Genomic DNA, 23,774 nt, shown 5'->3' on the forward strand with positions numbered 1-23,774 from the left:
ATGAGTCGGCAGATCATGCTCGCGACGATCTTGATCGCGGTGACCACCGTGGTCGCCGGCTGCGTCCCGGGCCTGGCCGCCGACCCGCGCTTCGCCACCAATTCCGGCGCCCGACCCCAGGGTGCGGCCACCACCAAACCACCCCCCAGCGGCCCGCCGCCGCTCGCCGCCCCCAAGAACGACCTGCCGTGGCATGACTGCACGTCGCGGGTATTCGGCGACGCCGCGGTGCCGCCCGCGGCCGGGGTCCAGTTGGATTGCGCGAACTACGACGCCGACCTGGACCCGAACGGCGGCGGGACCGGCACCATGAGCGTCGGCGTGGTCCGCGCCCGCTCGAACCAAACGCCGCGCGACGCGGGCCCGCTGGTCTTCACCACCGGCTCCGACCTGCCGTCTTCGGCGCAGCTGCCGGTCTGGCTGTCCCGCGGCGGCGCCGACGTGCTGCAAACCCACCCGATCGTCGCCGTCGACCGTCGCGGCATGGGCATGTCGAACCCGATCGATTGCCGGGACACCTCCGACCGGCAAATCATGCGCGACCAGGCGCAGTTCCAAACCGGCGACGACCCCGTCGCCAACCTGTCGGACGTCGCGAACAACGCCACCACCAACTGCACCGACGCCATCGCGCCCGGCGCGTCGGCCTACGACAATGCCCACGCCGCCTCGGACATCGAGCGACTGCGTTCGCTGTGGGATGTGCCGGCGGTCGCGCTGGTCGGGATCGGCAACGGCGCCCAGGTGGCGCTGGCGTACGCCGCGGCGCGCCCCGACAAGGTCGCCCGGCTGATACTCGACTCACCAGTTGCGTTGGGCGTCAACGCCGAAGCCGCGGCCGAGCAACAAGTCAAGGGTCAGCAGGCCGCGCTCGATGCGTTCGCCGCCCAGTGCATCGCGGTGAACTGCGCACTTGGTCCCGACCCCAAGGGCGTAGTCAGCGGGTTGCTGGCGGACGCCCGCGCCGGCAAGGGGCCCGCCGGTGCGTCGGTGGCCCAGCTGGCTAGCGCCATCACCGTCGCGCTGGGCTTTCCCTCGGGCGGCCGCGTCAACGCCACCACCAACCTGGCCAACGCGCTGGCGGCCGCTCGCTCCGGCGACACCAATCAGCTGACCAACCTGATCAACCACGCCGGCGCCACTCAGGACTCCGACGGCCAGTTCGTCAACAGCTGCAGCGACGCCGTCAACCGGCCCACCCCGGACCGGGTGCGCGAACTGGTCGTGGCGTGGGCCAAGCTGTACCCCCAGTTCGGCACCGTCGCGGCGCTCAACTTGGTCAAGTGTGTGCACTGGCCCACCGGCTCGCCGCCGGCGCCGCCGAAGTCGTTGAAGGTCGACGTCCTCTTGCTGGGCGTGCAGAACGACCCGATCGTCGGCACCGACGGGGTCGCGGCGACGGCGGCCACCGTCATCAACGCCAACGCGGCCAGCAAGCGGGTGATGTGGCAGGGCATCGGACACGGCGCCAGCATCTACTCGAGCTGTGCGGTCCCCCCGCTGATCGGCTACGTCAACAGCGGCAAACTGCCCGGCACCGACACGTACTGTCCCGCCTGATTTTCCGGCCTGGCGCCGGTGTACGGTGCGCTGGTGACGGCAGCTGAATCGAGCCGAGCCGGCTCGCGCGATTGGGTCCTCGCCGCCTTTCGTCCCCGCAGCGGCCCCCCGAGCGCGGCGACCATCGTGCGCTCGGCATTATGGCCCCTGGCGATTATGTCGGTGCTGCACCGCAGCATCATCCTCACCCTCAACGGCAACATCACCGACGACTTCAAGCCGGTCTACCGGGCGGTGCTGAACTTCCGGCGCGGCTGGGACATCTACAACGAGCACTTCGACTATGTCGACCCGCATTACCTGTACCCGCCCGGCGGCACGCTGCTCATGGCGCCGTTCGGGTACTTGTCCTTCACGCCGTCGCGGTATCTGTTCGTCCTCATCAACACCGTGGCGATCCTGATCGCCTGGTACCTGCTGCTGCGGATGTTCGAATTCACCATCTCCTCGGTGGCCGCGCCCGCCCTGCTGCTGGCCATGTTTTGCACCGAAAGCGTGACCAGCACTCTGGTGTTCACCAACATCAACGGCTGCGTGCTGCTCGCGGAGATGCTGTTCCTGCGATGGCTGCTGGACGGCCGCGTCAGCCGTCAGTGGTGGGCCGGCGTCGCGATCGGGCTGACGCTGACGCTCAAACCGCTGCTCGGACCGCTGCTGTTGCTGCCCCTGCTGAACCGCCAGTGGCGGGCGCTGGTCCCGGCGGTCGTGGTTCCCGTCGTGGTGAACCTGGCCGCGTGGCCTCTCGTGAGCGATCCCATGGACTTCGTTACCAAGACGGTGCCCTACATCCTGGGCACGCGTGACTACTTCAACAGCTCGATCGAGGGCAACGGCGTCTACTTCGGCCTGCCCACGTGGCTGATCGTTTTCCTGCGGCTGCTGTTCACGGTGATCGCGATCGGGGCCATGTGGCTGCTGTACCGCTACTACCGCACCCGCGACCCACTGTTCTGGTTCACCAGCTCGTCGGGCGTGCTGTTGCTGTGGTCGTGGCTGGTGCTGTCGCTGGCCCAGGGCTACTACTCGATGATGCTGTTCCCGTTCCTGATGACCGTGGTGCTGCCCAACTCGCTGATCCGCAACTGGCCGGCGTGGCTCGGGGTCTACGGCTTCTTGGCGCTCGACGACTGGCTGATCTACAGGTGGATGAGGTACGGCCGCGCGCTGCATTACCTGAAGATCACCTACGGATGGTCGTTGCTGCTGATCGTGGTCTTCACGGTGCTCCTGTTCCGTTACCTCGATGCCAGGGCCGAGAACCGGCTGGACGAGGGCATCGATCCGGCGTGGCTGACGGGTGAGCGTGAGCGCGACGCGGTGATCGCAAGCGCGGCGGAACCGGGCGCAGCGGGTCAGCGCCATCCGCGCTAGCGTGGACGCATGACTAGCCCGAAGGTGCAACTGACCGACGACGAGTGGCGCCAGAAGCTCACGCCCGAAGAGTTTCATGTGTTGCGCCAGGCCGGCACCGAGCGGCCGTTCGTCGGCGAGTACACCGACACCAAGACCGAAGGCGTCTACCAATGTCGGGCCTGTGGGGCCGAATTGTTCCGCAGCACAGAGAAGTTCGAGTCGCATTGCGGCTGGCCGTCGTTCTTCGACCCGGCGGACTCCCACGCGGTGATCCTGCGGTCCGACGATTCGCTGGGCATGCGGCGCGTCGAGGTGCTGTGCGCCAATTGCCACAGCCACCTGGGTCACGTCTTCTCCGGCGAGGGCTACCCCACCCCGACCGATCAGCGTTACTGCATCAACTCCATCTCGCTGCGCCTGGTGCCCGCGGGGGCGTAGATCCCTTTACGGCCCCTTGGCAGCCTTGGCTGCCCGAGCTGCCCGCCACGACACATAACCAATTGTGGCGACACGGCCGCCAAGCGCCGCAACGGTTTATATCTCGCGGCATCCGCCGCGGGTGAGCGCACTGCGAACGCGTCTCACAACGTCCTGCGGCTTGTCCTCCGCGATGACCCGGATGACGATCCAGCCAAGTTCTTCAAGCTTGCGTAACCGCCACTGGTCTTTGGCGTATTGCCGGCGGTGGGTGCGGTGGTGGTCGCCGTCGAGGACTCAGTCCACGCGGGTGGCGTGAACTTCCCAGAACGGGGCGTGCACCCGGCCGTCCTGAAGCCACGGCTCCATCGCCCGGAATCGCTCCAGCAAGCCCTGCGCCTGATCGGCCATGTCGGGGTTGCGCGCGGCCATCATCTCGATCTGCTCAACGCTCATGTTGACCAGGTAGGTCGTCGGCCCGAGATAGGTGATCTCCCAGCCGCCACGCGGCAGCACATCACGAAAGTCGTTCTCGGACAACGACCGCATCATCTTGAACCCGTTGACGTCGTGTTCCCCGAACTCGAACATGTACAGCCGGGCGCCGGGCTTGGTGGCCCGGCGCAGCGCCTGCACGTAGGACCGCTGCAGCTCGGGTTCGGTGCTGAGGGTGTGGTAGAAGGCGCAGTCGACGACGGTGTCGAAGCGGCCTTCCAGGCCCTCCAGCCTGGTCGCGTCGGCGAGCTCGAAGTTGACCGAAACCCCGGCCCTGCGGGCGTTTTCGCGGGCCCGCACCAGCGCACCCGCCGAGCCGTCGACGCCGGTGGCCGAGTAGCCCTTGGAGGCGTAATAGATCGCGTGGTGGCCCGGCCCGGTGCCCGGGTCGAGCACCTCGCCCTTGATCGCGCCCAGGGCGACCAGCCGCCGGACCACCGGCTGCGGGCCGCCGATGTCCCACGGCGTGGCGGCCGGTAACCCGTGCGACGTCCGCTCATCGCGGTACATCTCCTCGAAACGGGCCGGGTCAGTGACGTCGGGCCGGCTCACGGCAGCGAGTTCACCAACTGCTCGACCGGGACGCGGGGGCCGGTGAAGAACGGCGTCTCCTCGCGGGTGTGCCGGCGGGCGTCGGTGGCGCGCAGCTCTCGCATCAGGTCGACGATGCGGTGCAGTTCAGGGGCCTCGAAGGCCAGGATCCATTCGTAGTCACCGAGCGCGAACGCCGGCACCGTGTTGGCGCGGACGTCCTTGTACTCGCGGGCGGCCATGCCGTGTTCGGCCAGCATGCGGCGCCGCTCCTCGTCGGGAAGCAGGTACCACTCGTAGGACCGCACGAACGGATACACGCAGATGTAGTTGCCGGGCTCTTCGCCGGCCAAGAACGCGGGGATGTGGCTCTTGTTGAACTCGGCCGGCCGGTGCAGGGCCACGCTGCTCCACACCGGCGAGCAGGCCCGCCCCAGGGCGGTGCGCCGGAAGTCGGCGTAGGTGGCCTGCAGCGCCTCGATGGTTTCGGCGTGGGTCCAGATCATGAAGTCGGCGTCGGCCCGCAGCCCCGCCACGTCGTAGAGGCCGCGCACCACGACGCCGCGCTCCTCCTGCTGCTTGAAAAACCGCGACGCGTCATCGATGACGGCATCGCGCTCTTCTCCGAGCTCACCCGCCCGCACGCAGAAGACCGAGAACATCAGGTAGCGGATCGTCGAGTTGAGGGTGTCGTAGTCGAGCTTGGCCATGGAACCTATCGTGCCACTTTCACGTCGAGGGCCTCGACCGCGCGGCCCGCCGCCCCGATACACGCCGGCACGCCGATGCCGTCGAGGTAGCTCCCGGCCACGGCGAGCGTCGGCGGGAGGCCCGCGCGTATCTCGGCAGCCAGTTCCGCGTGGCCGGGGCCGTACTGCGGCATGGCCTCGATCCAGCGCTGCACGCGGGCGTCGACCGGGTCGACGGCCAGATCGAACACGTCGACCAGGTCGCTCAACGCCCAACCCAGCAGTTCATCGTCCGAGACGCTGACGGCCACGTCGTCGCCGAAGCGACCTAACGACAACCGCAGCAACTGCGTGTCCGCGCGGGCGCCCCACTTGCGCGACGAGAGGGTGATCGCCTTGCTCCGCAACGGCTCTCCGGTGGCCACCAGCACACCGGAACACTGCGGGAACGGCGTGTCGCCCGGCACCGCGAGCGCGACCACCACCGACGACGCGCTGGTGATCCGGCCCGCTGCGGCGGCGCTGCTCGGGGCGACGTCGGCGACCAGGCGCGCCACCCGCGGGGCCGGGACGGCCAGGATCACCGCATCGGCGCGCCAGCGGCCGCCGGTGTCATCCAGCAGCGACCACCCCGGTCCGGCCGGCTCGAGCCGTTGCACCGCGGCCTGGACCCGGTGCGGCCGGCCGCGCTCGACGAGCGCGTCGAGCAGCACCTGGTAGCCGCCGTCCAGCGCCCCGAACACCGGTGCCCCGGTCGCCGGCGGCAGCGCCTGCCGGACAGCGTCCGTCAGGCAGGTGGCCCCGCGGTCCAAGGCCGCTGCGACGCCGGGAGCCGCCGCGCGCAGACCGATCGTGGCCGACGAACCGGCGTACACCCCGCTCAGCAGCGGATCCACCGACCGGGCCACGACCTGCTCGCCGAACCGCTCGCCGACCAGTTCGGCCGTCGCGGGGTCGCTGCCGGGTCGCCAGTCCAGCGGGCGGCCGGGTTCCGCTTCGATGCGCGCGACGGTCGCCTCGTCGACCAATCCGGCCACGGAGGCGGCCGACGACGGAATCCCGATCACCGTGCCGGTGGGCAACGGGTGCAGCGTCTGCCGGCTGTAGATGAACGGGCGGGCGCCGGTGGACACCAGTTGGCGCCCCGACAGGCCCAGCTCGGCCAGCAGCGCCGGCATCTCGGGGCGGCGCAGCACGAACGCCTCGGCACCCAGGTCCATGGTCTGCCCGGCAACGCGCTCGGTGCGCAAGACTCCGCCCAGCCGGTCGCCGGGATCGAACAGCGTGATTGTCGCGTCCTCACCGACCGCCGCGCGCAGCCGGTATGCCGCCGTCAGTCCCGAAATACCGCCCCCGACAACGCAATACGAAGGCGAGGTCATAGGGAGTGGACCAGTGACACCAGATCGGTCAGCACACCGGGGTCGGTGTCCGGCAGCACGCCGTGGCCGAGATTGAAGACGTGACCGGTCGCGCCCGCGTCGACGGCGCGGCGCCCGTCGTCCACCACGGCCCGGGCGGCGCGTTCGACCGCAGGCCACCCCGCCATCAGGACCACCGGATCGAGGTTGCCCTGCAACGCCGTGCCCGCCGCAACCCGGGCGGCCGCATCGGCCAGGGAGGTTCGCCAATCGACCCCCACCACGTTCGCGCCGACCGACGACATCGCGCCCAGCAGTTCGGCGGTGCCGACGCCGAAGTGCGTCATCGGGACGCCATGGTCTGCGAGCGCGCCGAAAACCCGGGCGCTGTGGGGTTGCACGTAGGTGCGGTAGTCGGCGAGCGACAGCGCACCCGCCCACGAGTCGAACACCTGAATGGCGTCCACCCCGGCCTCCAGCTGGGCCCGCAGGAAGCCCACGGTGATGTCGGTCAGCTTTTCCATCAGCGCATGCCAGCTGTCCGGTTCGGCCAGCATCATCGCCTTGGTGTTGGCGTGGTGGCGGCTCGGGCCACCCTCGATCAGATATGACGCCAGCGTGAACGGCGCGCCCGCGAACCCGATCAGCGGGACGGCGCCGAGCGCGCCCACCAGGAGCGTCACCGCGTCGGACACCGGCTGAATCCGCTGCCGGTCAAGGGGTTTCATCGCATCGATGTCGGCGGCTGTGCGCACCGGCGACGCGATCACCGGCCCGACGCCCGCGACGATGTCCAAGTCGACGCCCGCGCCGAGCAGCGGCACCACGATGTCGGAGAACAATATCGCCGCGTCGACGTTGTGCCGGCGCACCGGCTGCAGGGTGATCTCGCAGACCAGCTCGGCGTCGAAGCAGGCCGACAACATGTCGGTCTGGGCCCGCAGCGCCCGGTACTCGGGCAACGAACGACCCGCCTGCCGCATGAACCACACCGGGATCCGGCCCGGCTTACCACCGGTGACGGCGGCCAGATACGGCGACTCGGGTAGGTCGCGGCGAGTAGTCATTGTCCTCAATGCTGCCATGAGGGTGCCGCTGCGTAATATCGACGACCGTGCCAGTGAGCCACCCGCCCGCGAACTACGACCACTTCCCCAGCCTGCGCTGCGAGGTGGGCGACAGCGGCGTTCTGACGCTGGTTCTCGACGCCCCCGGCCTCAACTCGGTGGGCCCGCAGATGCACCGGGACCTCGCCGACATCTGGCCGGTGATCGCCCGCGACCCCGACGTGCGCGTCGTGCTGGTCCGCGGCGAGGGCAAGGCCTTCTCCTCCGGCGGCAGCTTCGACCTGATCGCCGAAACCATCGGCGACTACGAGGGCCGGATGCGCATCATGCGGGAGGCCCGCGATCTGGTACTCAACATGGTCAACTTCGACAAGCCCGTCGTCTCGGCGATCCGCGGCCCGGCCGTCGGGGCGGGCCTGGTGGTGGCCCTGCTCGCCGACGTCTCGGTGGCGGGCCGCACCGCGAAACTCATCGACGGGCACACCAAGCTGGGTGTGGCCGCGGGCGACCACGCCGCGATCTGCTGGCCGTTGCTCGTCGGCATGGCCAAAGCGAAGTACTACCTGCTCACCTGCGAGACGCTGCTCGGCGAGGAAGCCGAGCGCATCGGCCTGGTGTCCACCTGCGTCGACGACGACGACGTGCTGTCCACGGCAACGCGCATCGCCGAAAATCTGGCCGACGGCGCGCAGAACGCCATCCGCTGGACCAAGCACAGCCTCAACTACTGGTACCGCATGTTCGCGCCCGCGTTCGACACCTCGCTCGGCCTGGAGTTTCTCAGCTTCAGCGGCCCCGATGTGCAGGAAGGGCTGGCCGCGCACCGCGAGAAGCGGCCGGCCCGATTTACCGGCGGAAATGGCTCCTGAGCAGGGGAGATACCGGCCGATGAGGTCGGGTAACGGGTTGGTAGCGGTCGGCGCGCCTGATTCCGCGTGTCGGCCGATAGGTCTACCGTCGGACCCTGTGACCCGCGCGGCGACGATGCAGTGGGGGCACGCCCCCACAAGTGGGAGGTTCCCCCACCCGCTTTTGGGGGATGGCAGCGATGCTGAGGAGCGGCGCTAATGACATATGCCGCGCCCACGCAGAGCGGCCGGGATGAAGAGGAGCGGCGCCAAGTGACCTCAGCTGAACCGGAGCCCTTCCGCGAGGCGGTAGCGGAGATGAACGGTGTCACCGTCCGAGCGGAAATCGAGCTGGGCCCAATCCGACCGCCGCAACGCCTGGCGCCCTACAGCTACGCGCTGGGGGCCGAAGTCAAGCATCCCGACCGCGAAATCGTGCCCGAGCGATCCGACGGCGACGCCTTCGGCCGCCTGATCCTGCTGTACGACCCGGAAGGCGCCGACGCGTGGGACGGCACCATCCGCCTGGTCGCCTACATCCAGGCCGACCTTGATCCCAGCGAGGCCGTCGACCCCCTGCTGCCGGAGGTGGCGTGGAGTTGGCTGGTCGACGCGCTGGAATCCCGGATGGAGCAGGTCACCGCCCTCGGCGGCACGGTCACCGCCACCACGTCGGTGCGCTACGGCGACATCTCCGGGCCGCCGCGCGCCCACCAGTTGGAGCTGCGGGCGTCGTGGACGGCGACCACGCCGCAAGTCGGCGTCCATGTCGAGGCCTTCTGCGAGGTGCTGGAACACGCGGCGGGTCTACCGCCGACGGGCGTCACCGATCTGAGCTCGAGGTCACGCGCCTGACATGTGCGAACCGGCGGCCCATGAGGCCGGCAGCGCCGCGCCCGAGGACACCGAACCCGCGCCCACGCCCCTGCTGCACCCGACCGAAGGGATTCCGGACCTCTCGGTGACGGTCCGCCAAATCGCGGAGGCGGCGGAGCTCCTGGGTCGCGGTCGCGGGCCGTTCGCGGTGGACGCCGAGCGGGCGTCGGGTTTCCGGTACTCCAACCGGGCCTACCTGATCCAGATCCGGCGGGCCGGCGCAGGCACCGTGCTCATCGACCCCGTCAGCCACGGCGCCGACCCGCTGGAGGCGCTGCGACCCGTCGCCGAGGTGCTCGACCAAGACGAATGGATCCTGCATTCGGCCGACCAGGACCTGCCCTGCCTCGCGGAGGTCGGCTTGCGGCCACCCGCGCTGTACGACACCGAGCTCGCCGGGCGGCTGGCCGGGTTCGAGCGGGTGAACCTGGCGACCATGGTCGAGCGGCTGCTCGGTTCCGGGTTGGCCAAGGGGCACGGGGCGGCCGATTGGTCCAAACGCCCGCTGCCCGATGAATGGCTCAATTACGCGGCGCTGGACGTGGAACTGCTCATCGAGCTGCGGGCCGCGATGGCCGACGTCCTGGCCGAGCAGGGCAAAACCGGTTGGGCCGCAGAGGAATTCGATTATCTTCGGGTGGCGGGTTCCAGGGAGCCCAGCGCGGCGACGCGGCGGGACCGGTGGCGGCGGACGTCGGGAATCCATCGGGTGCGCGACCAACGCGGCCTGGCCGCAGTCCGCGAGCTGTGGTTGACGCGCGACCGCATCGCCGAGCGCCGCGACATCGCGCCGCGACGCATCCTGCCCGACTCGGCCATCATCGAGGCCGCCATCGCCGACCCGAAGACGATCGAGGACCTCACTGCCTTGCCGGTGTTCGGTGGGCGCAATCAGCGTCGCAGTGCCGCCACGTGGCTGGGGGCGCTGGAGGCGGCCCGGCAGACCAAGAATCCGCCCGTGGATGCCGAACCGCCGAACGGGCCGCCACCGGCGGCGCGGTGGAGCAGGCGCAAACCGGAGGCGGCCGCGCGGTTGGAGGCGGCGCGTGCGGCGCTGTCCGAGGTGTCGGAGCGGGTCCACGTCCCCACCGAGAACCTGGTTTCACCCGACCTGGTCCGACGGTTGTGCTGGGACTGGGAACCCGCCCCCGACCCGTTCGAAGCCGTCGAGACGTTTCTGCGGGCCGGCCAGGCCCGGTCGTGGCAGCGCGAATTGGTCGATCCCGTTCTGGCCCGGGCGCTGCAACCGCCCGAAGATGACCGCGACTAGCCCCGATGGTGGCGACCCGCTTCGCCCGGCTCCGCCGCGCTCGCGATCGCCACTTAGTCGAGGTGGCGACCCGCTTCGCCCGGCTCCGCCGCGCTCGCGATCGCCACTTAGTCGAGGTGCTCGCGGATCTCCGCTTCGGTGACGGCATTACCCAGCGCGGCGACCCAGCCCGTGATGCGGCGGGCCACGTCCTGATCCGTCAGCCCCAGGTCGGCCAGCAACTCTCCCCGCGAGGCGTGCTCGTAGAAGCGCTGCGGCAGGCCGACGTCGCGGCATGGCACGTCGAACTCCGTGCGCCGCAAGGCCGCGGACACCGCCGACCCGACGCCGCCGTTGACCCCGTTGTCCTCGCACGTGACGACCAGCTTGTGCTGCGCGGCGAGCTCGATGACTCCCTCGGACACCGGGAGCACCCAACGCGGGTCGATCACCGTCACGCCGATCCCCTGGTTGTGTAGCCGCTTGGCGACCTCAAGCGCCATCGGGACGAACGCCCCGACGCCCACCAGCAGCACGTCGTGGTTCAGTCCGGCGGCCGGCACCGCGAGCACATCAACACCCGAGCGTCGCTCGAGCGCCGGAATATCCTCGCCCACATCGCCTTTGGGGAACCGAAGCGCCGTCGGCCCGTCGTTGACGTCAAGCGCCTCGCCGAGCTCCTCGCGCAACCGGGTGGCGTCCCGGGGCGCGGCCACCCGCATGCCGGGCACGATGCCCAGCATCGACATGTCCCACATTCCGTTGTGGCTGGCGCCGTCCGAACCGGTGATCCCGGCCCGGTCGAGCACCATGGTGACGGGCAGCTTGTGCAACGCCACGTCCATCATGATCTGGTCGAAGGCCCGGTTGAGGAACGTCGAGTAGATGGCCACCACCGGGTGCATGCCGCCCATCGCCAGGCCGGCCGCCGACGTCAGCGCGTGCTGCTCGGCGATGCCGACGTCGAACAGGCGATCCGGAAACTGTTGGCCGAAGGCGCTCAGCCCGGTCGGGCCGGGCATCGCCGCGGTGATGGCCACGATGTCGCGGCGCTTCCTGGCGTAGCCGATCAGCGCGTCGGAGAAGGTGGCGGTCCAACCCGGGCCCGCGACCTTGGTGGCCTGCCCGGTGACCGGGTCGATGACGCCGCACGAATGCATCTGCTCGGCCTCGTCGTCCTCCGCCGGACCGAAACCCATGCCCTTGCGGGTGACGACGTGCACGATCACCGGCCGGCCGAAGCCCCGCGCGTGGCGCAGCGCCATCTCGACCGCACGTTCGTCGTGGCCGTCGACCGGTCCCACGTACTTCAGCCCGAGGTCGGTGAACAGCAGCTGCGGGGACAAGGAGTCCTTGATTCCGGCCTTCACACTGTGCATGAACCGGTAGGCGAGCTCCCCGAAAAACGGCAGCGAGCGCACCGCGTCGCGGCCCTTCTCCAGAACCTGCTCGTACGCCGGCTGCAGCCGCAGGGTGGCCAGATGGTCGGCGACCCCGCCGATCGTCGGCGCGTAGCTGCGGCCGTTGTCGTTCACCACGATGATCACCGGACGGCGCGACGCGGCGATGTTGTTCAGCGCCTCCCAGCACATGCCGCCAGTGAGCGCGCCGTCGCCGACCACGGCGACCACGTGCCGGTTGCGGTGGCCGGTCAGCTCGAACGCCTTGGCCAGGCCGTCGGCGTACGACAGCGCCGCGCTGGCATGGCTGGACTCGACCCAGTCGTGTTCGCTCTCCGTGCGCGACGGATAGCCGGACAGCCCGCCCTTCTTGCGCAGGCTCTCGAAGTCCTGGGCGCGCCCGGTGAGCATCTTGTGGACGTAGGCCTGGTGGCCGGTGTCGAAGACGATCGGGTCATGCGGCGAGTCGAACACCCGATGCAGCGCCAGCGTCAGTTCGACAACGCCGAGATTGGGCCCGAGGTGTCCCCCGGTCGCAGCGACCTTGTGGATCAGGAACTCGCGAATCTCGGCGGCCAGTTCGCGCAGCTGCTGTTGGGACAGGTGTTGCAGATCAGCGGGCCCGCGGATCTGTTCCAGCATCCCGATAGTCTACGCAGCGCCGGAAGGAACAGCAGGGAGCCGGAGCCAGCCGGACTACGAGGGCCCGAAAAGCTCGGCCAGGGTGTCGTGCAGCTCGGGATCCGCCAGCACGACGACCTCGTCACCGGCTTCAAGTTCGGTGTCGCCCCGCACGGGCACCAGGCCTGTGGTGCGAACCACGATGCTCACCCAGATGTCACCAACCCGGTCACTGAGCCCCTCCACCGTGCACCCCTCGGCGGCAGAGCCCGGGGCAACGCTGAAGCGATGCACCCCCTCCGGTTCGTCCGCGAGCCGCACGCCGATCTCCCACGGCCGGGTCTCCACGGTGCGCATGGGCAGTTCCAACAGTTTTGCGACGCCGGGCACCGAGCTGCCTTGCACCAGAACCGAGAAGATCACGACGACGACCACGATGCCGTAGAGCCGCTCGGCGTTGGGAACGTGCGCGGCGCGCAGCAACTCACCGAGCAGAATCGGCACCGCCCCTTTGAGGCCGGCGAACAGGATGAAGACGCGTTCGTTTCGCTCAAGTCGCACGCCCGCCAGGCATGCGCTCACGGCCAGCGGGCGAATCAGCGCCGTTAGCGCGATTCCGAGGACGACCCCGGGAATCCACACGTCCGGGTGAGTAAGGACGCCGAGGTCGACGGTCAAACCCAGCACGACGAACGCGACGATCTCGGCCAGACCGGCCAGGGCGGCGTGGAATCGCTTGATCTCCGGCTTGTAGGGCGCGCGCGCGTCGCCGATCACGATGCCGGCGACGAATACCGCCAGAAATCCCGATCCGTGTGCAAGCGTGGCGATGCCGTACAGCATCAGGATCGATGCCAGGGTTCGTAGCGGGTAGAGGCCTTCGCTCGGCAGCGCCACGCGGCGCATGAAGACGAGCAAGGCGCGGCCGCCGATCACCCCGACGGCCAGGCCGATGGCCATCTGCAGAGCGAATTGAGTTCCGACGCTGGCGAATCCGGCTGCGCTGAGGCCGCCGGCGGCGATCAGGCTGGACATCAACGAGATGCCCACCGGATCGTTGGCGCCGGACTCACCCTCCAAGATGGTGCTGCTGCGGCCTCTGATCTCGCGTTTGCCCAGGACAGAGAACACGACGGCCGGATCGGTGGGAGCTATGGCGGTTGCGACGAGCACCGCAGGGAACCAGCTGACTCCGCATGCGTAGTGCAGCACCAAGGCGGCGCCGGCGGCGGTGAGGGCCGTGCCCACGACGCCGACCGACAGGATGGGGGCCGCCGCCGCGCGGAAACGAGAAGGCCCGATATGCATTCCGCCGTCGAAGAGCACCAGCACCAGCGCGACGGTGATTACCTGTTGCACGATCCGCTCGGACGGTGGTTGCACGGCGGGCATGGCGTGCACCACCGCTGCCGTTCCGACGAGCACGAGCAGTGGCACGGGGACCTTGACCCGCTCTGTCAGACGGTTCGCCAAGACAGCGACCAGACCGACCGCACTGCAGAACAAGATGATGAGCGCGAACCGAAGACCATCGTTCACGATCGCGGCCCCCGGAGACGCGACAGCGCTTTGTCGGTAGGCACTCGTGCCTTTCGGTTGGTCGACACGGACATCGCCGACCAGACTTCCCGGCACACCGCGATGGAGTCTAGCCGCTTTCGGCGCACCCCACCCGCAGAGGCATTGCGATCACTCGTGTCTCGTTGGCTCCAGCGGCGCCCTCAGGCGCGGGTCAGCAGCGCGACGCATTCGATGTGGTGGGTGAGCGGGAACGCGTCGAACACCTTGATCTCCTCGACGGTATAGCCGCGGCCGAGGTAGAGCCCGATATCACGGGCGAAAGATGCCGCCTCGCAACCGATATGCACTATCCGCGGGACACCGGCGGCAGCCAGCAGATCGATGACTTCGCGCCCGGCACCCGCCCGCGGCGGATCCAGCACCGCCACATCGGCGCCGGATCGTTGCGCGTTGAGCACCCGCCGCACCGAGTCGCTCACGACCTGTACCTGCGGCAGGTCGCCCAGTGCGGCCCGGGCGGCGCGCGCGGCCGCGCGCGAGGTGTCGACGCTCAGCACCCGACCGGACTCCCCGACCGCGGCTCCGAGCGCCGCGGCGAAAACACCCGCGCCGCCGTAGAGATCCCAGGCGGTCATGCCGGCACCGGGCTGCGCCCAGTCTGCAACCAGGCGGCTGTAGACCGCGGCCGCGCCGCGGTGCGCCTGCCAGAACGCCGTCACCGGGATCTGCCAGCTGCGGCCGTCGACCCGCTGCACCGCCTCGTAGCCGCCCTCGACCACCTTGGTGGCGGTCTTCTTGCCCTGCCGCAACGTGCGCACCACGTGGCGCTCCCCGTCGTCGTCCACCACGACGTGCAGCTGGGCCGTCGGCGGCCACTCGGATTCGGCGATGCCGTCGAGCATGCCGGCCGGCAACTGCGCGCAGCGCAGGTCGGTCACCAGCTCGTCGCTGTGATACCGGTGAAAGCCGGCGCGGCGGTCGGCGCCCACATCGAGCCGGACCCGGGTGCGCCACCCCGTCGGCCCTGCGTCCGACAGCGGTTCCGCCTCGCCATGCCAGCGGTGCCCGCCCAGCCGCTCCAGCTGATTGGCCACGACCTGCGCCTTGAGCGCGCGAGCCGCCTCGGGAGTGGCGAACGCCAGGTCGCAACACCCGGCACCGTCCACTCCGGCGATCGGGCACAGCGACTCGATGCGGTCGACCGCCGGCTCCAGTACTTCGACAACTTCTGCGTGCCAATAAGATCCACGGTCGGCGGTGATCCGAACCCGCACCCGCTCACCCGGCAACGCGTAGCGGACGAACACCACCCGTCCTTCGTGGTGCGCCACGCAGCTGCCGCCGTTGGCCGGGGCACCGGTGACCAACGTCAGCTCGTCGCACGTTGGCAACACCGTGCGTGGTGATTCGCGGGTCAATCGAAGATGCCCCGGCGAGTGTCACCCGGGGCGGCGTGGTGCTGCAGCGTCTGCAGCCGCTCCGACGAATTCAATTGCCATGGAACAGAAGTCACCATCACGTTGGGCATGAACAACAGCCGGCCCTTGAGCCGCAGCGCGCTTTGATTGTGCAACACCTGCTCCCACCAATGACCCACCACGTACTCGGGAATGAACACGGTGACCACGGTGCGGGGCGACTCTTTGCTGACCCGCTTGACGTAATCAAGTATGGGCCGGGTGATTTCGCGGTAGGGCGAGGCGATGACCTTCAGCGGCACACTGATGTCACTCTCTTCCCACTGGTGCACCAACTCGCGGGTCTCGCCGTCGTCGACACTGACGGTGAGCGCCTCGAGCGCATCGGGACGTGTCGCCCGGGCATAGGCCAGGGCGCGCAGTGTCGGCAGATGCAGCTTGGACACCAGCACCAGCGCGTGATTGCGGCTGGGCAGCACCACGTCGTGCTGCGCGGCGGCCTGCTCCTCCAGCTCCCGGGTGACGGTCCCGTAGTGCCGGTGGATCATCTTCATCATCCCGAAGAGCAAACCCATGGCGAAAAGCGCGATCCACGCGCCGGCGACGAACTTGGTCACCAGGACGACCAACAAAACCGCGCCAGTGGAAAGCAATCCGACCGTGTTGACGATCCGGGAGCGCATCATCTTGCGCCGCGCCGACGGATCGGTCTCGGTGCGCAGCAACCGGGTCCAGTGCCGCACCATGCCGATCTGGCTCAGCGTGAAGGAAATGAACACGCCGACGATGTACAGCTGGATCAGCGCGGTGACCTCGGCACGGAACGCGATGATCGCGAGCAGCGCGGCGCCGGACAGGAACAGGATGCCGTTGGAGAACGCCAATCGGTCCCCGCGGGTGTGCAGCTGGCGCGGCAGATAACTGTGCTGCGCCAGGACCGAACCGAGCACCGGGAACCCGTTGAACGCGGTGTTGGCCGCCAGCACCAGGATCAGGGCGGTCACCGTGGCGATCAGCAGGAAGCCGAGGTGAAAGCTGCCGAACACCGTTTCCGCCAGCTGGGTGACCAGGGTCTTCTGGTAGTAGCCCGGCGGGGCGCCGGCCAGCTGCCGGGCGGGATCCTCGACCAGCTGGACCCGGATCTGCTGGGCCAGCACGATGATGCCCATCAGCAGGGCCACCGCGATCCCACCCAGCATCAGCAACGTCGTCGCCGCGTTGCGCGACTTGGGCTTCTCAAACGCCGGAACGCCGTTGCTGATCGCCTCCACACCGGTCAACGCCGCGCAGCCCGAGGAGAACGACCGCGCCACCAGGAACGCCAGCGCGAAGCCGACGACTTGGCCGTGCTCGGCGTGCATCTGGAAGCCGGCGGACTCCGCACGCAGCGGGTTACCCAGCACGAAGATCCGGAACAGGCCCCAGCCGATCATGATGAAGACGCCGAAGATGAAGGCATAGGTCGGAATGGCGAACGCCACCCCGGACTCACGGATGCCGCGCAGGTTCAACGCCATCACCAGCAGGATGGCCGCCACGCAGAACCACACCTTGTGCTGGGCCACGATCGGGATGGCGGAGCCGATGTTCGCCATTGCCGACGCCGTCGAAACGGCAACCGTCAGAACGTAATCCACCATCAGCGCGCTGGCCACCACCAGTCCGGCGGTGTCACCGAGGTTGGTGGTGACCACCTCGAAGTCGCCCCCGCCCGACGGGTAGGCGTGCACGTTCTGCCGGTAGCTGGCCACCACGACCAGCATCACCGCGGCGACGGCGAGACCGATCCAGGGCGTCAACGCGTAGGCGGACAGGCCGGCCACCGAGAGCATCAGGAAGACCTCCTCGGGTGCGTACGCCACCGAGGACAACGCGTCGGAGGCGAACACCGGCAAGGCGATCCGCTTGGGCAGCAGGGTGTGACTCAGCCGGTCGCTGCGAAACGGCCGGCCAATTAGCAACCGACGCGCTGCGGTTGAAAGTTTGGACACGAGAGCCAAGAGTAAGCCCACGAGGGTTTGGCGGTAGCTTCGTAGGCAAGAATGTTTGCCGACCCGAAATCGGCTGGCCGACGTGGGTTGCCGATTAGGGCGCAGGACGCAGCCGAGAGGACCGGAAAGTGCGAGTAGTGGTGATGGGCTGCGGCCGGGTCGGTTCCTCGGTGGCCGACGGGCTATCGCGGATCGGCCACGACGTCGCGGTCATCGACCGCGACAGCACCGCCTTCAACAGGCTCAGCCCCGAGTACGCCGGGGAGCGGGTGTTGGGGCAGGGGTTCGATCGGGACGTACTGCTGAGGGCGGGCATCGAGGAGGCGGACGCGTTCGCCGCCGTGTCGTCCGGGGACAACTCGAACATCATCTCGGCGCGGCTGGCCCGGGAGACGTTCGGCGTCAAGCGCGTCGTCGCCCGGATCTACGACGCCAAACGCGCCGAGGTCTACGAACGCCTCGGCATCCCCACCATCGCCACCGTGCCCTGGACCACCGATCGCCTGCTCAACGCGCTGCTTCGGGACACCGAGACCGCCAAGTGGCGCGACCCGACCGGCACGGTGGTCGTCGCCGAGGTCGTCCTGCACGAGGAGTGGATCGGGCAGCGGGTCACCGATCTCGAGCAGGCCACCGGCGCCCGCGTCGCGTTCCTGATCCGGTTCGGTACCGGCGTCTTGCCGGAACCCAAGATGGTCATCCAGGCCGGCGATCAGGTCTACGTCGCCGCGATCTCCGGCCGCGCTGCCGAGGCCATCGCCATCGCGGCCATGCCCCCCAGCGAAGACCTCGGTTAGGAGGGGCGAACATGAAGGTAGCTGTCGCCGGGGCCGGCGCGGTCGGCCGGTCCGTCAGTCGCGAACTCATCGGCAACGGCCACGACGTGACACTCATCGAACGCAACCCCGACCACATCGACGTCGACGCCATCCCCGCCGCGCACTGGCGGCTCGGCGACGCCTGCGAGCTGAGCCTGCTGGAATCGGTGCATCTGCAGGACTTCGACGTGGTGGTGGCCGCGACCGGCGACGACAAGGCCAACGTCGTGCTCAGCTTGCTGGCCAAGACCGAGTTCGCGGTGCCCCGGGTGGTAGCCCGGGTCAACGATCCCCGCAACGAATGGTTGTTCACCGACGCCTGGGGCGTGGATGTGGCGGTGTCCACACCGCGCATGCTGGCCTCGCTCATCGAGGAGGCCGTTGCCGTCGGTGATCTGGTGCGGCTCATGGAATTCCGCCGGGGGCAGGCCAACCTGGTCGAGATCACCCTGCCCGACGACACCCCCTGGGGCGGCAAGCCGGTGCGCCGCCTGCAACTGCCCCGGGACGCCTCGCTGGTGACGATCCTCCGCGGCCCGCGGGTGATCGTGCCCGAGGCGGACGAGCCGCTGGAAGGCGGCGACGAGCTGCTCTTCGTCGCGGTCGCGGAGGTCGAAGAGGACCTGCGCAAGCTGCTGCTGCCGGACGGCCCGCCGCTGGACGCCTAGGGCCCGATGGCGGTGACCCGCAGCGCCCGGCTTCGCCGCGCTTGCGATCACCGCTAGTCGCGGACGGGATCGGCCTCGATCTCGACGCCGGTGTCACCACCACCCGCCGACAGGGCACGCTGCACCGACTTGATCGCCACGTACGTCGCCAGCGCGGCCGCCACGGTCAGCGGCCACCCCATTGCGATCCGCGCGACCGCCAGCCAACCGGTCTGGTCGGCGTCGTAGAGCAGGCCCTGGACGACGAACCGGGCGGCGAACACCAGCGCCCAGCACACCGAGGCGATGTCAAACGCGTAGACGGCCCGGGGAATGTCGCGCCATCCGCGACCACGCCCGCTGGCCCAGCTCCACGCGTAGCCGACCAGAGGCCGTCGGACGACGACCGATACGGCGAAGACCACCGCCCACACCAACGACATCCAGATGCCCAGCAGGAAGTAGCCCTTCGACTCCCCCACGATGTAAGCGATCAGCGCGCAGATGGCGACGCCGAAGAAACCGGAGAACGCCGGTTGCGGGGATTCGCGGCGAATCAGCCGCCATACCAACACCAGCGCGGCGACGGCCAGCGCGGCCACGATCGCCACGAGCAGGCCGGCCACGCTCGAAGCGATGACGAAGATCACAACGGGCAGCGACGAATAGATGACACCGCTGACCCCGCCCACTTGTCCCAGCAGGCGTTCCGGTGTGATGCGGCTGGCGGGCGCGGGTTCGGCGGAGCCCGGCTCGCGGGGTCCCGGACTCGGCCCCCGATCGGCGGGTCGGGTCACCGCTGAATTTCGTAGTGGGGGTTGTAGATGGCCTTGGTTCCGTTCTCCAGCTTGCCCAGCCGACCCCGCACCCGCAGCTTGCGGCCGGAGTCGATGCCGGGGATCCGGCGCTGGCCCAGCCAGACCAGAGTGACGGTGTCGCTGCCGTCGAACAGCTCGGCGCGGACACCGCCCGCGCAGGCCTTACCGTTACATTCCACGCTGCGCAGCGTGCCGACCATGGTGACCTCTTGGCCACGCTCGCAATCGACGACTCGTTGCGCGCCGGTAAGTGCGACCTCGTCGGACAACTCCTCGGAGTCGCGTTGCTCCGGAGCCTCCGTCAAGCGCCGAGTGAGCCGGCGCAGATATCCTTGGGCCCCCATGGCCCCTCCTGACAATGCTGATAAGCCTTGGCGCTTCCATTTATGCCAACGGACACCGTAGACCTCTTGGTTCCCCCGCGCCAACCGACTCAAACACCGATGTTGGAGCGCAAATGAACGCCAGGGCACTATCAGGGGATGGCTGTCGATCTGCGCGGTGTCACGACCGTCTTGCTGCCCGGCACGGGGTCCGACGACGACTACGTTCGCCGGGCGTTTTCCGGTCCGCTGCGCGAGGTCGGCGCCGTGCTGGTGACCCCGCCGCCCAACCCGGATCGGTTGATCGACGGCTACCTGTCCGCTTTGGATGCCGCCGCGCGCACGGGCCCGATCGCCGTCGGCGGCGTCTCGATCGGCGCGGCGGTGGCGGTCGCCTGGGCACTGGCCCACCCGGACCGGACGGTCGCCGTCCTGGCCGCGCTGCCGGCCTGGGCCGGGGAGCCGGAAACGGCGCCGGCGGCCCTCGCGGCTCGGCACACGGCGTCGCAACTGCGCGCTGACGGACTGGAGGCGACGACCAACCAGATGCGGGCGTCCAGCCCGCCCTGGCTGGCCGACGAGCTGGCCCGTTCGTGGCGCGCCCAGTGGCCCCAACTGCCCGACGCCATGGACGAAGCCGCCGGCCACGTGGCGCCCAACCATGCCGAGCTGGCCCGGCTGGCCGTGCCACTGGCCGTGGCATCCGCCGTCGACGATCCCATCCATCCGCTCCAGGTCGGTGCGGAGTGGGTCGCCGCCGCGCCGCGGGCGGCGCTGCGCACCGTGACGCTCGACCAGATCGGTTCAGACCCGGCGGCACTGGGCGCCGCGTGCCTGGCCGCTCTCGCCGAGGTGAGCTAGCGGGTTTCCGCTCAGCCCCCGGTGGTGGTGCGCAGCTGCTGCATGGCCGAGCCGTCGACGCTGCGACGCGCCGCCGGCTCGTTGGAGCCCGGCTCGGCGGCCTGTTGCGCGTCGCCTTGTTGCTGGGCCTGCTGGGCGGCCGCGGCCTCCCGCAATTGCTGCGCCATCGGCTCGGGCAGCTGCACGGTCAACGGCGTGCGCACCGGAAGCGGTGTGTCACCGCGGCGAACAACGGTGTCCGCCAACGCCGCCCGCGCCTCCTGCTCGAGAGCTTCCATGGTCTCGTGGGGACCGTTGATGACGCAGCGGATCATCCAGCGGTAGCCGTCGACCCCGATGAAGCGCACCGCACCGGAGGCGGAGCCGACCACCTCGCGGCCCCAGGGGCCGTCCTTGATGCTGACTTTGGCCGAGTCCTTGCGCAGGGACTCGGCGAGTTCACTGGCCACTTCGCGCCACAGGCCGCCCGTCTTCGGTGCCGCGTACGCGGCAATGGTGAAGCGCCCGTTGGGCGTGACGACCCACACGGCGCTCGGAACGCCGGTCTCGGTCAGTTCGACCTGCAGCTGGCCCGCCTCCGGCATGGGAATCAGCACCGAGCCCAGGTCCAGGCGCGCCAACTCCGCGACCGACGGGTCGTCGAAATCGTCGATGTCGAACGGGCCCTCGAGTTCTTCGTCGAACTCGTCGTCGATCGGGTCGGCGGCAGCTTCCGCGTCCACCGGCTGGTCACTGTCGTCATTGCCTGAACGTCTCTTAAGTGCCATCACAAACTCGCATGTCCGCCGGAGGAACCGTGGCCACCGTCGCCACGGGATGTGTCGGCCAGGCCGGCCTCGTCGAACGACGACACCTCGACCAGCTCGACCAGTTCGACCCGCTGCACGAGCAGCTGGGCGATGCGGTCGCCGCGATGCACGACGACGGGCTCGGTCGGATCGAGGTTGATCAGCGCGACCTTGATCTCGCCGCGATAGCCCGCGTCGATGGTTCCCGGACTGTTGACGATCGAAAGCCCCACGCGCGACGCCAATCCCGAACGCGGATGCACCAACCCGACCATGCCGAACGGGATCGCGACGGCCACGCCCGTACGCACCAGGGCGCGTCGCCCGGGGTCCAGCTTCAGGTCTTCGGCGCTGTAGAGGTCCACACCGGCGTCGCCCTGGTGGGCGCGCGTGGGCAGTGGAAGCCCGGGATCAAGCCGGACGATGGCGAGACTGGTCGACACGGGGCCACAGATTACCCTTGACTGCGTGTCCGGTACGCGCGTCGCGCCGCACAGTGTGCGATATCGCGAACGACTGTGGGTGCCATGGTGGTGGTGGCCGCTGGCCTTGGGGCTGGCGGGGCTGATCGCTTTCGAAGTCAACATGGGTGTGGCCCCCCGGCCGTCCTGGCTGCCGTACGCAACGCTTTTCGCGGTTGCGGTCGGAACGCTGTTGTGGCTGGGCCGCGTCGAGATCCGGGTGACGGCTGACCCGAACGTCCCGGGCGGGGTGGAACTGTGGGCCGGCGAGGCGCACCTGCCGGTCGCCGTGATCGCCCGGTCCGCGGCGGTAGCCCCGTCGGCCAAGTCCGCGGCGCTGGGCCGCCAACTCGATCCGGCGGCGTATGTGCTGCATCGGGCGTGGATCGGGCCGATGATCCTGGTCGTGCTCGACGACCCGGACGACCCGACGCCGTACTGGCTGGTGAGTTGCCGCCACCCCGAGCGGGTGCTGTCGGCATTGCGCAGCTGACCTGACGGACCGGTCAAGCCGCGCAGTCGGTACAGATCATCCGGCCGTTCTTCTCGCTGGCCAGCCGGCTGCGGTGTTGCACCAGGAAACAGCTCGAGCAGGTGAACTCGTCGGCCTGCTTCGGAATGACGCGAACCGACAGTTCCTCCCCGGACAGGTCGGCGCCAGGCAGCTCGAAAGATTCAGCGGTTTCGGATTCGTCGACGTCCACCACAGCCGAGGCCGCCTCGTTGCGTCGCGCTTTCAGCTCCTCCAGCGAGTCTTCCGAGACGTCGTCCGTCTCGGTGCGCCGTGGAGCGTCATAGTCGGTAGGCATATCTCTTCCCCTGCCCTTTTGCCTCTACATGCCCTCGTAATCTCAAGCATCGCTTTGTACCAGCGTCGAACGCATCCACCAAACGATTCGTGCCCGGATCGCGACCCGTTAATGTGTGATTTACGTCACACACCCATCTTGGCCCTTGCGTTCGCCTTTGAACAGTGCGTTTAGGGTGCGACTAGAGTGCACCTGTGGTCGCACAAATCACCGAGGGTACCGCCTTTGACAAGCACGGTCGGCCCTTCCGGCGACGCAATCCCCGCCCCGCCATCGTCGTGGTCGTTTTCCTCGTGGTGGTGACGGCCGTGGTGTGGACGATCGCGCTGACCCGGCCGGCGAAGGTGCACGAGGTCGCGGTGTGCAACCCGCCGCCGCAAGGGGCCGGATCGGGGGCGCCGGCCCAGATCGGTGAGCAGGTGTCGCGAAGCGCGATGATGGACGTCACACCCGCCAAACTCAGCGACACCAAGGTCCGCGTGCTGAACGCCAGCGGCCGCGGCGGGCAGGCCGGCGACGTCTCGGGCGCCCTGAAGGACATCGGGTTTGCCCAGCCGACGGCCGCCAACGATCCCCTCTACGCCGGCACCCGGCTGACCTGCCAGGGCCAGATCCGGTTCGGTACGGCCGGGCAAGCCACCGCGGCCGCGGTCTGGCTGGTGGCGCCGTGCATGGAGCTGTTCAACGACAGCCGCGCCGACGACTCGGTCGACCTGGCCTTGGGCACGGACTTCACCGCGCTGGCCCACAACGACGACATCGACGCCGTGCTGGCCACACTGCGCCCCGGCGCCACCGAGCCGTCAGACCCCGCGCTGCTCACCAAGATTCACTCCAGCAGCTGCTGACATC

24 protein-coding genes and 1 pseudogene are annotated in these 23,774 nt (G+C 69.0%); 11 read left to right on the forward strand and 14 right to left on the reverse strand.

Annotation, left to right across the window (positions count from 1 at the left end; all coding sequences use genetic code 11):
* From A5678_RS22075 to msrB, 3 genes are read left to right on the forward strand one after another with little or no spacing between them, the layout of a single operon-like run.
* Entirely contained in the window at positions 1 to 1,560 is a 1,560-nt protein-coding gene (locus A5678_RS22075; RefSeq protein WP_068046806.1) for an alpha/beta hydrolase, read from the forward strand.
* 18 nt (positions 1,561 to 1,578) lie between these two features.
* The gene (aftC, locus tag A5678_RS22080; protein WP_068046809.1) at positions 1,579 to 2,931 is read left to right on the forward strand and encodes an arabinofuranan 3-O-arabinosyltransferase; all 1,353 of its coding nucleotides are present in this window, start codon (positions 1,579 to 1,581) and stop codon (positions 2,929 to 2,931) included.
* Between the two features lie 9 nt (positions 2,932 to 2,940).
* Positions 2,941 to 3,351, forward strand: a complete 411-nt coding sequence (gene msrB, locus A5678_RS22085) for a peptide-methionine (R)-S-oxide reductase MsrB (RefSeq protein ID WP_068046812.1) — start codon at positions 2,941 to 2,943, stop codon at positions 3,349 to 3,351.
* Positions 3,352 to 3,447: 96 nt separating this feature from the next.
* Here msrB and A5678_RS28065 read toward each other — a convergent pair.
* The 5 genes and pseudogenes from A5678_RS28065 to hemE form a co-directional block, all read right to left on the reverse strand.
* A pseudogene (locus A5678_RS28065) lies at positions 3,448 to 3,621 on the reverse strand (hypothetical protein); the annotation flags it as partial.
* A 6-nt stretch (positions 3,622 to 3,627) separates the two neighbouring features.
* Positions 3,628 to 4,335, reverse strand: a complete 708-nt coding sequence (locus tag A5678_RS22090) for a class I SAM-dependent methyltransferase (RefSeq protein ID WP_156747040.1) — start codon at positions 4,333 to 4,335, stop codon at positions 3,628 to 3,630.
* A 38-nt stretch (positions 4,336 to 4,373) separates the two neighbouring features.
* Positions 4,374 to 5,066 carry a hydrogen peroxide-dependent heme synthase gene (gene hemQ / locus A5678_RS22095; protein WP_068046818.1) on the reverse strand — a complete coding sequence of 231 codons (693 nt, stop codon included), beginning with the start codon at positions 5,064 to 5,066 and terminating at the stop codon, positions 4,374 to 4,376.
* Positions 5,067 to 5,071: 5 nt separating this feature from the next.
* Positions 5,072 to 6,427 carry a protoporphyrinogen oxidase gene (locus A5678_RS22100; protein ID WP_068046820.1) on the reverse strand — a complete coding sequence of 452 codons (1,356 nt, stop codon included), beginning with the start codon at positions 6,425 to 6,427 and terminating at the stop codon, positions 5,072 to 5,074.
* On the reverse strand, positions 6,424 to 7,473 hold the full coding sequence (hemE, locus tag A5678_RS22105; RefSeq protein ID WP_068046823.1) for a uroporphyrinogen decarboxylase: 1,050 nt from the start codon (positions 7,471 to 7,473) through the stop codon (positions 6,424 to 6,426). Before hemE ends, A5678_RS22100 begins: the two co-directional genes overlap by 4 nt.
* 47 nt (positions 7,474 to 7,520) lie before the next feature.
* On the opposite strand from hemE, the gene A5678_RS22110 reads away from it, so the two are divergent.
* The 3 genes from A5678_RS22110 to A5678_RS22120 all read left to right on the forward strand — a co-directional run bounded on the left by A5678_RS22110 (position 7,521) and on the right by A5678_RS22120 (position 10,467).
* Positions 7,521 to 8,342: an enoyl-CoA hydratase/isomerase family protein gene (locus A5678_RS22110; protein ID WP_068046826.1), complete on the forward strand. Its 822-nt coding sequence runs from the start codon at positions 7,521 to 7,523 to the stop codon at positions 8,340 to 8,342.
* 198 nt (positions 8,343 to 8,540) lie between these two features.
* A complete protein-coding gene (locus tag A5678_RS22115; protein ID WP_082945682.1) occupies positions 8,541 to 9,176 on the forward strand; it encodes a DUF3000 domain-containing protein in 636 nt (211 codons plus the stop codon).
* A gap of 1 nt (position 9,177) precedes the next feature.
* Positions 9,178 to 10,467 carry a ribonuclease D gene (locus A5678_RS22120; RefSeq protein WP_068046828.1) on the forward strand — a complete coding sequence of 430 codons (1,290 nt, stop codon included), beginning with the start codon at positions 9,178 to 9,180 and terminating at the stop codon, positions 10,465 to 10,467.
* A gap of 107 nt (positions 10,468 to 10,574) precedes the next feature.
* Here the strand turns inward: A5678_RS22120 and dxs are convergent, their stop codons facing one another.
* The 4 genes from dxs to A5678_RS22140 all read right to left on the reverse strand — a co-directional run bounded on the left by dxs (position 10,575) and on the right by A5678_RS22140 (position 17,397).
* The gene (gene dxs / locus A5678_RS22125; RefSeq protein WP_068046831.1) at positions 10,575 to 12,488 is read right to left on the reverse strand and encodes a 1-deoxy-D-xylulose-5-phosphate synthase; all 1,914 of its coding nucleotides are present in this window, start codon (positions 12,486 to 12,488) and stop codon (positions 10,575 to 10,577) included.
* A gap of 54 nt (positions 12,489 to 12,542) precedes the next feature.
* Positions 12,543 to 14,006 (reverse strand): cation:proton antiporter, encoded by a 1,464-nt coding sequence (locus tag A5678_RS22130; protein WP_082945683.1) that lies wholly within the window; start codon positions 14,004 to 14,006, stop codon positions 12,543 to 12,545.
* Positions 14,007 to 14,188: 182 nt separating this feature from the next.
* Positions 14,189 to 15,382 carry a class I SAM-dependent RNA methyltransferase gene (locus A5678_RS22135; protein ID WP_068046834.1) on the reverse strand — a complete coding sequence of 398 codons (1,194 nt, stop codon included), beginning with the start codon at positions 15,380 to 15,382 and terminating at the stop codon, positions 14,189 to 14,191.
* Between the two features lie 20 nt (positions 15,383 to 15,402).
* Positions 15,403 to 17,397, reverse strand: coding sequence for an APC family permease (locus A5678_RS22140; RefSeq protein ID WP_068046837.1), 1,995 nt, complete (start codon positions 17,395 to 17,397; stop codon positions 15,403 to 15,405).
* 128 nt (positions 17,398 to 17,525) lie between these two features.
* Here A5678_RS22140 and A5678_RS22145 point away from each other — a divergent pair, with 128 nt between their 5' ends.
* Together A5678_RS22145 and A5678_RS22150 are read left to right on the forward strand one after the other, a co-directional pair.
* Positions 17,526 to 18,194: a TrkA family potassium uptake protein gene (locus A5678_RS22145; protein WP_156747034.1), complete on the forward strand. Its 669-nt coding sequence runs from the start codon at positions 17,526 to 17,528 to the stop codon at positions 18,192 to 18,194.
* 11 nt (positions 18,195 to 18,205) lie between these two features.
* Positions 18,206 to 18,883, forward strand: a complete 678-nt coding sequence (locus A5678_RS22150; protein ID WP_068046843.1) for a TrkA family potassium uptake protein — start codon at positions 18,206 to 18,208, stop codon at positions 18,881 to 18,883.
* Between the two features lie 53 nt (positions 18,884 to 18,936).
* Here A5678_RS22150 and A5678_RS22155 read toward each other — a convergent pair whose 3' ends face one another.
* The gene (locus A5678_RS22155; RefSeq protein ID WP_068047113.1) at positions 18,937 to 19,581 is read right to left on the reverse strand and encodes a DUF3159 domain-containing protein; all 645 of its coding nucleotides are present in this window, start codon (positions 19,579 to 19,581) and stop codon (positions 18,937 to 18,939) included.
* A 74-nt stretch (positions 19,582 to 19,655) separates the two neighbouring features.
* Positions 19,656 to 20,024, reverse strand: coding sequence for an OB-fold nucleic acid binding domain-containing protein (locus A5678_RS22160; RefSeq protein ID WP_068046846.1), 369 nt, complete (start codon positions 20,022 to 20,024; stop codon positions 19,656 to 19,658).
* A gap of 138 nt (positions 20,025 to 20,162) precedes the next feature.
* Here A5678_RS22160 and A5678_RS22165 point away from each other — a divergent pair, with 138 nt between their 5' ends.
* Positions 20,163 to 20,864, forward strand: a complete 702-nt coding sequence (locus A5678_RS22165) for an alpha/beta fold hydrolase (RefSeq protein ID WP_068046849.1) — start codon at positions 20,163 to 20,165, stop codon at positions 20,862 to 20,864.
* An 11-nt stretch (positions 20,865 to 20,875) separates the two neighbouring features.
* Here the strand turns inward: A5678_RS22165 and A5678_RS22170 are convergent, their stop codons facing one another.
* On the reverse strand, positions 20,876 to 21,631 hold the full coding sequence (locus tag A5678_RS22170) for a DUF3710 domain-containing protein (protein ID WP_156747035.1): 756 nt from the start codon (positions 21,629 to 21,631) through the stop codon (positions 20,876 to 20,878).
* A complete protein-coding gene (gene dut, locus A5678_RS22175; protein ID WP_068046854.1) occupies positions 21,631 to 22,095 on the reverse strand; it encodes a dUTP diphosphatase in 465 nt (154 codons plus the stop codon). Before dut ends, A5678_RS22170 begins: the two co-directional genes overlap by 1 nt.
* A 25-nt stretch (positions 22,096 to 22,120) precedes the next feature.
* On the opposite strand from dut, the gene A5678_RS22180 reads away from it, so the two are divergent.
* Complete coding sequence (locus A5678_RS22180; RefSeq protein WP_068046858.1) at positions 22,121 to 22,606, forward strand: DUF3093 domain-containing protein; 486 nt, start codon at positions 22,121 to 22,123, stop codon at positions 22,604 to 22,606.
* Positions 22,607 to 22,619: 13 nt separating this feature from the next.
* On the opposite strand, the gene A5678_RS22185 is transcribed toward A5678_RS22180, so the two are convergent.
* Complete coding sequence (locus A5678_RS22185; protein ID WP_068046861.1) at positions 22,620 to 22,922, reverse strand: DUF4193 domain-containing protein; 303 nt, start codon at positions 22,920 to 22,922, stop codon at positions 22,620 to 22,622.
* 194 nt (positions 22,923 to 23,116) lie between these two features.
* Between A5678_RS22185 and cei the strand changes: the two genes are divergently transcribed.
* Positions 23,117 to 23,770, forward strand: a complete 654-nt coding sequence (gene cei, locus A5678_RS22190; protein WP_068046866.1) for an envelope integrity protein Cei — start codon at positions 23,117 to 23,119, stop codon at positions 23,768 to 23,770.
* Positions 23,771 to 23,774: the final 4 nt, after the last annotated feature.

The organism is Mycobacterium sp. E2733, from assembly GCF_001667585.1.
Taxonomy (GTDB): Bacteria; Actinomycetota; Actinomycetes; order Mycobacteriales; family Mycobacteriaceae; genus Mycobacterium.

Coding starts and splice junctions, on each gene's coding strand:
- A5678_RS22185 (WP_068046861.1), bottom strand. CDS start 22,922: ATGCCTACCGACTATGACGCTCCACGGCGCACCGAGACGGACGACGTC.
- A5678_RS22115 (WP_082945682.1), top strand. CDS start 8,541: ATGACATATGCCGCGCCCACGCAGAGCGGCCGGGATGAAGAGGAGCGG.
- msrB (WP_068046812.1), top strand. CDS start 2,941: ATGACTAGCCCGAAGGTGCAACTGACCGACGACGAGTGGCGCCAGAAG.
- A5678_RS22165 (WP_068046849.1), top strand. CDS start 20,163: ATGGCTGTCGATCTGCGCGGTGTCACGACCGTCTTGCTGCCCGGCACG.
- A5678_RS22075 (WP_068046806.1), top strand. CDS start 1: ATGAGTCGGCAGATCATGCTCGCGACGATCTTGATCGCGGTGACCACC.
- A5678_RS22100 (WP_068046820.1), bottom strand. CDS start 6,427: ATGACCTCGCCTTCGTATTGCGTTGTCGGGGGCGGTATTTCGGGACTG.
- A5678_RS22150 (WP_068046843.1), top strand. CDS start 18,206: ATGAAGGTAGCTGTCGCCGGGGCCGGCGCGGTCGGCCGGTCCGTCAGT.
- A5678_RS22170 (WP_156747035.1), bottom strand. CDS start 21,631: ATGGCACTTAAGAGACGTTCAGGCAATGACGACAGTGACCAGCCGGTG.
- A5678_RS22120 (WP_068046828.1), top strand. CDS start 9,178: ATGTGCGAACCGGCGGCCCATGAGGCCGGCAGCGCCGCGCCCGAGGAC.
- A5678_RS22160 (WP_068046846.1), bottom strand. CDS start 20,024: ATGGGGGCCCAAGGATATCTGCGCCGGCTCACTCGGCGCTTGACGGAG.
- hemQ (WP_068046818.1), bottom strand. CDS start 5,066: ATGGCCAAGCTCGACTACGACACCCTCAACTCGACGATCCGCTACCTG.
- hemE (WP_068046823.1), bottom strand. CDS start 7,473: ATGACTACTCGCCGCGACCTACCCGAGTCGCCGTATCTGGCCGCCGTC.
- A5678_RS22090 (WP_156747040.1), bottom strand. CDS start 4,335: ATGTACCGCGATGAGCGGACGTCGCACGGGTTACCGGCCGCCACGCCG.
- dxs (WP_068046831.1), bottom strand. CDS start 12,488: ATGCTGGAACAGATCCGCGGGCCCGCTGATCTGCAACACCTGTCCCAA.